We start from the raw sequence: 8,899 nt of genomic DNA, 5'->3' as shown, positions 1-8,899 counted from the left end.
TGGGCGAGGACGGCGCCGCGCGCGACGACCGGCTGGCGGCGGCGATGGATGGCTTTGCGGGTGTGACGCTCGATCCCGAGGCAGAGGCGGCGATCGAAGCGGCGATCGCTGCCTGTCCGAGCGGCGGGCACTGGCCGATGCCGCGCTGGATATGGGCGGCGAGGCGGCGGCCGATGTGCTGGAGGCGGATCCGGGCGAGAGCTATGTGCCGCTGCCGCATAACGGCGATCCCTATCGTGGCGAACTGCTGCCCGTGATGGAGATCGAAGAAGAGGAAGTGTGAGCCGCCGGGACTTGTTGTTGACACCGGTGTCCAATAGGCTGGGCTCAAACCATGGGAGAGATGGGATGCGGCTGGGCTTGATGATCGCGGCGGGGATGATGCTGGCGTTTCCCGCGCTCGCGCAGACCGCGCCTTCGGGCGTCGGTGAGCGGCCGCCGGTTACGCCGATCAAGGCTTCCAAGGTCATATTGGTGGGGGATTCGACCACGCAGACGCTGAGCGGGTGGGGTGGGAGCTTTTGCGCGAAGCATGTCACTTCGTTCCTCCACTGCGTGAACATGGCGCGGGGCGGGCGGTCGACCTACAGCTATCGCGCCGAGGGGTCGTGGGATCTGGCGCTGTCCGAGATGAAGGCGCCGGGGTTCGAGACGGTGTGGGTGCTGATCCAGTTCGGGCATAACGACCAGCCGGGGAAGCCGGGGCGGTCGACCGATCTGGCAAGCGAGTTTCCCGAGAATCTGCGGCTTTATGTGCGCGAGGCGCGGGCGGCGGGGGCGGTTCCGGTGCTGCTGACGCCGCTGACCCGGCGGCAGTTCGTGGGCGGCAGGCTGGAGAATGATCTGGAGCCATGGTCGGCGGCGATCCGCGCGGTGGCGAAGGAGATGGACGTGCCGCTGATCGACCTGAACGCGAAGAGCGTGGCGGCGGTGCAGGCGATGGGGCCGTCGCTGGCCAATCGCTTCGCGCAGATGCCGCCTTCGCGCGAAGTGGCCGCGGCGGCGCTGACCGGGACGACCATCGCTTCCTCGACCGGCGTTGCACCCGTAGCGGCGCCGGCGGCTCAGGCCAATGCCGCGGTCGAGCCGCTGGGCGATCCCAAGCTGGCGTTCGACTATACCCATCTGGGGGCCGAGGGCGCCGACTTCTTCTCGGCGATGGTGACTGCCGAACTGGCGGTGCAGGTGCCGAAGATGCGGCGGATGCTGGTGCAATAGCCCTCCCCTACGCCATACCCCACGAATGTGGGGATGGTGGGCGCAGCCGTGGTCGGCACATTGGCCGGATGGAGATCGGCGAGCGGAACTTCCTGTGGAACGTGGCGATCGGCCACCTCAATAATGGCGATGCGGCCCTGAACGAGGGGCGGATCAACGATGCGTGGACCGAATATGAGCGGGCGGAGGCCCTGATCCAGCGCGTGCGCGAGACCTGGGCCGGGGACCGGGAGATGTTGCGCGATCTCACTTTGGCCTGGGAACGGCTGGGCGATGTGGCGCGGGCGCAGGGCGATATCGATATGGCGTTCGCGCGCTATGACGCGTGCCTCGACGTACGGCGGCAACTGGCTGCGAGTAGCGAAATGCTGGCGCAACGCGATTTGTGCATCGCGTACACGAAGCTGGCCTGGGCGTTGGACGCCAAGGGCGACTGGGCCGGCTCTCGTGACACGCTGGACGCGGCGCGGCAGGCGATCCTGCCCTTTGCGATGGAATATCCCGACGATCTTGCGCGCGTGGAACGCTTCCTGACGCGGATGGAAGCTTTTCTGGCGGAGCGCGGAGGCTAGGCGCCCATTTCCAGCAGGACGGTCCATTCCTCGGCGCGGACGGGGGTGACCGAGAGGCGCGACTGGCGGAGCATCTCGAGCGCCTTGAGGCGGGGCTCTTCCTTGATGTCGGCGAGCGGGACCGGCTTGGCGAGTTTGCGGACGGGCTTCACCGCGACGCTGGCCCATTTGCCGTCGTCGCCATCGGGCTGCCAGGCGCGGGTGATCTCCATGATCCCGACCGCGGCCTTTTCGGTGTTGGAGTGATAGAACAGGGCCTGATCGCCCGGCTGCATATCCTTCAGGAAGTTGCGCGCGGTATAGTTGCGCACGCCGTTCCACTCGGTCGCGCTGTCGCGGATCAGGTCGTCCCAGCTATAGGCATCGGGTTCGGAGCGGAGCAGCCAGTAGTTCATGCGCACCCGGTTAGCCGCCTAAACCCCGGCTGAACACCCGATTCCGAACCAGTTCAGGCCTCACGCGTTATCCCTTCACACCTCAGCGCCACAAACCCCGCCGACGGGATGGCGGGCATCGCTCCGGATGAGCGCGGCGCCAGTATGAGTGAGGAGGAATGTCATGTTGAACTTCGCCACCAAGGCGGCGCTGGGCGCCGTCCTCGGCGCGACGGCGCTGACTGCCGCCGCTGCCCCTGCCGATGCGCAGCGTTACCGCCATTATCGCGATCGCGACCGTTCGGGCGACGTGATCGTCGCGGGTATCGTCGGCATGGCGATCGGTGCTTCGATCTCGCAGGATCGCCGCTACGATTACGACCGCCGCTATTATCGCCAGCGCGGCTATTATCCGCGCGATGGATACTGGTATCGCGACAATTACCGCCGCTATCGTGGGTACGACCATTGCACCGTGCGCCGCGTGTGGGATCCCTATGAGGGCCGCCACGTCCGCGTGCGTTACTGCCGCTAAACGGCTTTCGGGGCGCGGGTCCGATGGGATCCGCGCCCTCATATCATCGTATGGCTCGCCAGATGTTGCGCTGCTGATATGAATGCAGGCGTGGCACAGACAGAATCGAACGGGCAGCGGCCCGACCCCAGCGATCCCTATCAGCGCATGGCGCAGACCTTTCCGGTGCTGGCGCCGGAGATGCTGACGCGCGTGATCGCGTTCGGACATGCGGAATCGCTGCCCGATGGCGCCATGCTGTTCGAGCGGGGCGAGCGCAGTGTGGACTTCTTCCTATGCCTCGAAGGCGGGATCGAAGTGCTGGAAAGCGACGACGAAGGCGCGCGCCATGTCGTCCACACCCACACGCCCGGCCAGTTCACCGGCGAGCTGGACCTGTTCAACGACCGCAAGATCCTGGTCACCGGTCGCGCCAAGCCGGGCAGCCGCGTGCTGCGCGTCAAGCGGCGCGATTTCCAGCGGCTGATCGCGGCCGAGCCGGATATCGGCGAGATCATCATGCGCGCCTTCATCCTGCGCCGCGTCGGACTGATGCTGCACGAGCAGGGCGGGGTGACGCTGATCGGGCCGGGCCATTCGGCCAATACGGTGCGGATCGAAACCTTCCTGACGCGCAACGGATACCCGCATCGCAGGATCGATACCGAAACAGATGTCGATGCAGGCGGCTTCCTCGAATGTTTCGAGCTGACCGCGGAAGACCTGCCAGTTGTGGTGTGCGAGCGGCATGCGCTGCGCAATCCGGGCAATGCCGCGCTGGCCGATGCTCTGGGGCTGACGGTGGCGATCGATCCCGATCATGTGCACGATCTGGTAGTGGTCGGCGCCGGACCGGCCGGACTGGCGGCGGCGGTCTATGCCGCGTCCGAGGGACTGGATACCGCGGTGATCGAGGGCATCGCACCGGGCGGTCAGGCCGGGACCAGCTCGAAGATCGAGAATTATCTCGGCTTCCCCACCGGCATTTCCGGGCAGGCGCTTGCCGGGCGGGCGCAGGTGCAGGCGCAGAAATTCGGGGCGAAGCTGCTGGTGGCGCGCGGTGCGACCGGCATCGACTGCAGCGACGTGCCGTTCGTGGTGATGCTGGAGGATGCGAAGTCGGTGAAGGCGCGCGCGGTGGTGGTCGCGACCGGCGCGCGATACCGCAAGCTCGATCTGCCGCGTTACTGCGAGCTGGAAGGCAGCGGCATCTATTACGCTGCGACGGCGATGGAAGCCGGGCTGTGCGCGGACACCGAAGTGGTGGTGATCGGCGGCGGCAATTCGGCGGGGCAGGCGGCGGTGTTCCTCGCGCGCACGGTGAAGCATGTGCACATATTGGTGCGCGGGCCGGGGCTGGTGGAGACCATGTCCAGCTATCTGATCGACCGGATCGAAGCTTCGGACCGGATCACGTTGCATCCCTATTGCCAGGTCACGGCCCTTGAGGGCGAGCGGCACCTGAAGGCGGTGAGCTGGACCGAAAAGGATGGCGCGGAGCATCGCCTGGAAGTCGGCGGGCTGTTCGTGATGATCGGGGCGGCGCCCAATACCAAATGGCTCGACGGGTGCGTCGATCTGGACACGCAAGGCTTCGTGCTGACCGGCGAGGGCGTGTCGCCCTTCTGCTCGTCCAAGCCGGGCATCTTCGCGGTAGGCGATGTGCGTTCGGGATCGGTCAAGCGCGTGGCATCGGGCGTGGGCGAGGGATCGGTGGTGGTCTCTGCGATCCACAAATATCTGGAAGGGCTTCGAGTCTGATCCACTTGCGTGGATACGGCACCGCCCTCCGCAGCCTTTCCAACGATGCTTCGCATCGCCGGAACCTTGGGCTGCTCCGCCCGCTCCCCCACCCGGCCACCCATAGAATACACTGTCGTTGGGTGGCCGGGTGGGGGAGCGGGCCGGTGCCGCCTCAGCATCGCTGAAAACGACTCTAATCTACGGGACTTGCCCGCGTACGGCGAATTGCGGCAAAGGGCGCGGATGAGCGATACCCCTCCCGACCGCCTCTCGGTCAATCCGAAGAGCCCGCATTTCGACGAAGCCACGCTGATGCGCGGCATCGGCATCCGCTTCAAGGGCGTGCAGCGCCGCGACGTGGAGGAATATTCAATCAGCGAAGGCTGGATCAAGGTCCAGATCGGCAAGAAGATGGACCGCAAGGGCAATCCGCTGACGATCACGCTGAAGGGGCCGGTCGAGGCCTGGTTCGAAGCGCCGGCGCCGGGCGAGGGCGAGACGGAAGCGGCTGAAGGCGCGAAGCCCGAGGGCGAGTGATTTCTGCTCGCCGTCACCCCGGCCGAAGTGCCGGGGCGACGGTGTGCTTCGTCAAGCAAGCGGCAGATAGAGCTCGGTCACCGCTTCATGCTCCGGCACGTCGGGGAAGAACGACACCCGGCGGCAATAGAAGGGGAAGTCGCGCGGTTCCTCGCCGCTGGCGGGCAGCCATTCGCGGTAGAGCCAGTCGGCTGCCGGTCCCAGATCGTCGCTCGATCCGGTGATAGTCAGGCGCGCGGCACGGCCCGCGGGAATTTCTCCGGGGACAACACCATCATCGTTGGGCGCGACCGGGCGATCGGTGGCGGCGCACAGATCGAGGCGATAGTCCTCGGGCGCTGTCGTGGCCGGGTCGGAATGGAAGATGTTGTAGGTTGCGCTGACTTTCGGCGTCAGGCCGGTCGCGCGGCGCCAGGCGATGAAGCGCTGGATCGTGTCGCCGATCCGAGCAGGATCGCCGCGATGGGTCAGGACCGCGACGGAAGCGGCGTCGGTCGTGACGATCTCGACCTGATCGGGGGTGGGAGTAGTCATCTGGAAGCTCCTTGGGTTGGCAAGCGGCCCGCAGGCCTGGAGCCACGATTCCCACGCCGGAAGCTTGCGGAACTCGCCCGGCGCCTGACCGAACATGGTGCGGAAGGCGCGGGTGAAGCTTTCGGGCGCTTCATAACCGGTATCGAGCGCGATCTCGGTCACCGGCGTTTCGCGATAGGCCAGCCGGTATGCGGCGCGTTTCATGCGCAGCAGCTGGACATATCGCGAAACGCCGATGCCCAAGAGCGCGCTGAACTGGCGATGGAAATGATGCTTCGAAAAGGCCGCGACACCGGCCAGCGTCTCGAGGTCGAGCGTATCGTCGAGATGCCGATCGATATGGTCGAGCACCCGGAGCATCCGGGCGTGATAGGCGGTGATCGCGTCGGTCATTCGTGCATCCTGTCGTGGCGGATGCCGGGGTAGCGGGCAAGCGGAGGGGGCGCCTGACAGGGATTGCTGAGTTCTGAAATCCTCCCCCCGCCAGGGGGAGGTGTCAGCCATAGGCTGACGGAGGGGGAGGTAAGCGACCAACTATCTTCAGTGATTCCTCCCCCTCCGTCGCGCTTTGCGCGCCACCTCCCCCTGGCGGGGGAGGATTCAAGGCTAAGGCGAGTCCGAACGTTGGCGTGCGATATCGACGATTTGGCGAGCTACGCCCTCGACATTGCCAAGCACGTCTTTTGCCGAATATCGTAGCACCTTCACGCCATGGCCAGCCAACCAGTTATCCCGGGAGATATCGCGAGCCGGCCGGTCGCCGCGTTCATGCGCTTCGCCGTCCACCTCGATGGCGAGACGCGCAGGCGCGCAATAGAAATCCAGCACGTAGCGCCCCGCCGCATGTTGCCTGCGAAAGCGCAGGCCAGTCTTGTTCTTCCTGAGCGCGAGCCACAGGCCGATTTCGGGTGGGGTCATTACCTTGCGCAGGCGCTTGGCGTTGCCGCGGCTTGGTTGCGATCCATCGAGGCGCATTGCTTACCTCCCCCTCCGTCAGGCTTCGCCTGCCACCTCCCCCTGGCGGGGGAGGATTGTGTCACCCACTAAACGCCGCCCTAGCCGCATCCTCGAACGCTTTCAGCGCGGCCATGTGAGGGAACGGCCCGTGGCTGATCCGTGCCGCACCGGCCGACGCCACCGACTTTGCGTCGGGGCAGCCAGGGTAGGCCATGAAGTTTACCGGCAGGGGCACCGCCTTGCAGATCCTTTCCAGCAGGCGGAGATCGGCGATGCCGGGGACGAAGAATCCGCTGGCGCCGGCTTCGGCATAGGCGAGGCCGCGGGCGATGGCGGCCTCGGCCAGGGCTTCGTCATGTTCGGGCGGCTTGGCGATGAGGAAATAATCGGTGCGGGCGTTGATGAAGAAATTGGGGCCCACCTCCCAGCGGATCGCGGCGATCCGCGCGGCCTGATCCTTCGTGTCGTGCATCGTCTTCGGGCTGGCGATCACCTGATCCTCGAAATTGCAGCCGATGGCGCCCGTGGCGGCGAGCTTTGCAGCATTGGCCGCGGCGGCATAGGGATCGGGCGAATAGCCGCCCTCGAAATCGATCGAGACGGGCAGCGACGTCGCCTTCACCACGCGCGCGGCATTGGCCAGCGCCAGATCGAGCGGGAGCGCTTCGGCGTCGCTATAGCCGTGCGCGGTGGCGACCGAGGCGCTGCCGGTGGCGATGGCGCTGGCGCCGGCCTTCTCCGCGACCGTGGCGCTGCCGGCGTCCCACACGTTGAACAGGATCAGCGGATCGCCCGGCACATGCAATGCAGCGAAGCGTTCGAACTTGGTCGTCATGCTATCCTCCCGCCGGTTCCGGCTGGAGGTTTGTTGCCAATTTGTTCCAGTTTGGTCAAGGGCTGGACGCACGCACGGACCGGCCGGCGTGCGTCCGGAAGCGGACCTAGCGGAAGTTGACGCAGACCTGATCGCGGACTTCGATCATCACCTTGGAAATCTTCTGCGCGACCTTGTGGGCGCCGGGGCCTTCGGGGACTTCGGTCGACTTGCCGATCTGCTTCGACACGCTCGCAAGATCGTTGCAGATCTGCTTCGAGCGGCGATTATTGCCCGAGCCATGATAGGCTGCCTGGGTGACGGTGCAGACCTGAATCAGTGCGCGCGCCCAGCCGGGGAACTGGAAGCCCTGGCCGATCACCACACCGGTCACGCCCTTGCACGCGCTGTCGAGCCGGGCGCTGTCACCCTCGGCGATGGCGGTGAAGATGCGTTCGGCGCGGGCGGTCCAGTTGGCCCAGCCTTCGGCCTTGTCCTTGGCGGCGGCGATGCCGGGGAGGACGAGTGCGGCGGCCAGGCCGGCGGCGATGAGGCAGTTACGGATACGCATGGTCTTGTTCCTTCAAAGTAACCGGATTGGGTTCAACACATTCCTTCGCGCAGCCCGCGCATCGCGCCGGTAAGGCGTACCGCGAGCGGATAGGCGCGAGGTTCGGCCGCGACCGGCCTGGCCTTGCCCAGTTCGGACTCGGCGTTGCGCACGCGATTGCAGAAGGCGCGGCTGCGGCCCTGGGCCAGGCCGGTCTTCAGCGCATCGCAGACATAGATCAGGCCGGTCGCCCATTGGGGGAGGTATTTGCCGCCCACTTCGCGATGGATGTTGCGGCAATAGAGGTCGACCTGGCTCTTCTCGCCGCTCTCGATCGCCTTGAGCAGGGTGCCGGCGCGATAGACCCAGTCGTTCCACGCCTGATCGCTGGCTTCCTGCGCGGCGGCGGGGGTGGCGAGGATCAGCAGCGATGCGGCGAGCGCGCGATGGAACGGGGTCTTCATTTGCAGGCCATGTCGCGGACGTGGAGGAGGAGCGCGGACAGGCGGCGTGCGCGATTGTCGGCTTCGGGCGCCTCGGGGACTTCGCGGGCGCGGGCCAGTTGCTTTGCCGCGGCCTTGAGATCGCGGCAGACGATGCGGACGCGGCGCAGGCTGTCGACGGGTTCGAACACGTTGCGTGCTGCGGCGCAGGCGGTGCGCAGGCCCTGTGCCCAGACGGGGAACTGGAAGCCCGATTTGTTCAGCACGTCGCGGACGCCCGAGCATTGGACGTCGAGCATGTTGAGATTGGCGTTGTCGATCGCATCGATCACGCGATCGGCGCGATATTCCCACATCTGCCAGCCGCCGCCGCTTTGCGGCGCGGGCGCGGCGGCGCCGAGCAGCAGCACCGGGATGGCGAGTATCGCGATACGCATCGAAACCCCCGTTTCAATCACTTCGGGGGGTTGATGACAGAAAGCCGCGGCGGCCTGCACCCCCGGTTGGGGTAATCAGGCCGCCGCGGCTTTAGTTTTCGGATTTAGTTGGATTCAGCTGCGCGGAATTGCGGCGGTTCCAGCCCGCTCCCCCACCCGGCCTCCCACAGAATATGCTGGATGGGAGGCCGGGTGGGGGAGCGGGC

The 8,899-nt window shown here is 66.2% G+C and carries 13 protein-coding genes; 6 read left to right on the top strand and 7 right to left on the bottom strand.

Features of this window, described 5'->3' with window-relative positions; translation table 11 throughout:
• The 3 genes from P1X14_RS20955 to P1X14_RS20945 all read left to right on the top strand — a co-directional run.
• Positions 1-283 (top strand): hypothetical protein (locus tag P1X14_RS20955; protein ID WP_277317368.1); only part of this gene is annotated, 283 nt, incomplete at its 5' end.
• Positions 284-348: 65 nt separating this feature from the next.
• The gene (locus tag P1X14_RS20950; RefSeq protein ID WP_277317367.1) at positions 349-1,218 is read left to right on the top strand and encodes a rhamnogalacturonan acetylesterase; all 870 of its coding nucleotides are present in this window, start codon (positions 349-351) and stop codon (positions 1,216-1,218) included.
• 68 nt (positions 1,219-1,286) lie between these two features.
• Positions 1,287-1,790, top strand: coding sequence for a hypothetical protein (locus P1X14_RS20945; protein ID WP_277317366.1), 504 nt, complete (start codon positions 1,287-1,289; stop codon positions 1,788-1,790).
• On the opposite strand, the gene P1X14_RS20940 is transcribed toward P1X14_RS20945, so the two are convergent.
• A complete protein-coding gene (locus tag P1X14_RS20940) occupies positions 1,787-2,185 on the bottom strand; it encodes an EVE domain-containing protein (RefSeq protein WP_277317365.1) in 399 nt (132 codons plus the stop codon). The two genes, P1X14_RS20945 and P1X14_RS20940, sit on opposite strands and share 4 nt — an antisense overlap.
• 163 nt (positions 2,186-2,348) lie before the next feature.
• Between P1X14_RS20940 and P1X14_RS20935 the strand changes: the two genes are divergently transcribed.
• From P1X14_RS20935 to P1X14_RS20925, 3 genes are all read left to right on the top strand, one after another.
• Positions 2,349-2,699: a hypothetical protein gene (locus P1X14_RS20935; protein WP_277317364.1), complete on the top strand. Its 351-nt coding sequence runs from the start codon at positions 2,349-2,351 to the stop codon at positions 2,697-2,699.
• Positions 2,700-2,789: 90 nt separating this feature from the next.
• Positions 2,790-4,439: a cyclic nucleotide-binding domain-containing thioredoxin-disulfide reductase gene (locus tag P1X14_RS20930; protein ID WP_277317363.1), complete on the top strand. Its 1,650-nt coding sequence runs from the start codon at positions 2,790-2,792 to the stop codon at positions 4,437-4,439.
• A 225-nt stretch (positions 4,440-4,664) separates the two neighbouring features.
• On the top strand, positions 4,665-4,958 hold the full coding sequence (locus P1X14_RS20925) for a DUF3297 family protein (RefSeq protein WP_277317362.1): 294 nt from the start codon (positions 4,665-4,667) through the stop codon (positions 4,956-4,958).
• A 51-nt stretch (positions 4,959-5,009) separates the two neighbouring features.
• Here P1X14_RS20925 and P1X14_RS20920 read toward each other — a convergent pair whose 3' ends face one another.
• The 6 genes from P1X14_RS20920 to P1X14_RS20895 all read right to left on the bottom strand — a co-directional run bounded on the left by P1X14_RS20920 (position 5,010) and on the right by P1X14_RS20895 (position 8,693).
• Positions 5,010-5,885 (bottom strand): AraC family transcriptional regulator, encoded by an 876-nt coding sequence (locus tag P1X14_RS20920; protein WP_277317361.1) that lies wholly within the window; start codon positions 5,883-5,885, stop codon positions 5,010-5,012.
• A gap of 213 nt (positions 5,886-6,098) precedes the next feature.
• Positions 6,099-6,467 carry an endonuclease domain-containing protein gene (locus P1X14_RS20915; protein WP_277317360.1) on the bottom strand — a complete coding sequence of 123 codons (369 nt, stop codon included), beginning with the start codon at positions 6,465-6,467 and terminating at the stop codon, positions 6,099-6,101.
• 61 nt (positions 6,468-6,528) lie between these two features.
• Positions 6,529-7,284, bottom strand: a complete 756-nt coding sequence (locus P1X14_RS20910) for an isocitrate lyase/phosphoenolpyruvate mutase family protein (protein ID WP_277317359.1) — start codon at positions 7,282-7,284, stop codon at positions 6,529-6,531.
• A 106-nt stretch (positions 7,285-7,390) separates the two neighbouring features.
• Positions 7,391-7,834, bottom strand: coding sequence for a hypothetical protein (locus P1X14_RS20905; RefSeq protein ID WP_277317358.1), 444 nt, complete (start codon positions 7,832-7,834; stop codon positions 7,391-7,393).
• Positions 7,835-7,866: 32 nt separating this feature from the next.
• A complete protein-coding gene (locus P1X14_RS20900; protein WP_277317357.1) occupies positions 7,867-8,277 on the bottom strand; it encodes a hypothetical protein in 411 nt (136 codons plus the stop codon).
• A complete protein-coding gene (locus P1X14_RS20895) occupies positions 8,274-8,693 on the bottom strand; it encodes a hypothetical protein (RefSeq protein ID WP_277317356.1) in 420 nt (139 codons plus the stop codon). The genes P1X14_RS20900 and P1X14_RS20895 overlap by 4 nt, the downstream gene beginning before the upstream one ends.
• Between the last annotated feature and the right edge of the window lie 206 nt (positions 8,694-8,899).

Origin of the sequence: Sphingomonas sp. AOB5 (genome assembly GCF_029433115.1) — a bacterium.
Taxonomy (GTDB): domain Bacteria; phylum Pseudomonadota; class Alphaproteobacteria; order Sphingomonadales; family Sphingomonadaceae; genus Sphingomonas.
Note: the sequence above shows the minus strand (reverse complement) of the source record. Positions and strands in the feature narration are given on the sequence as shown.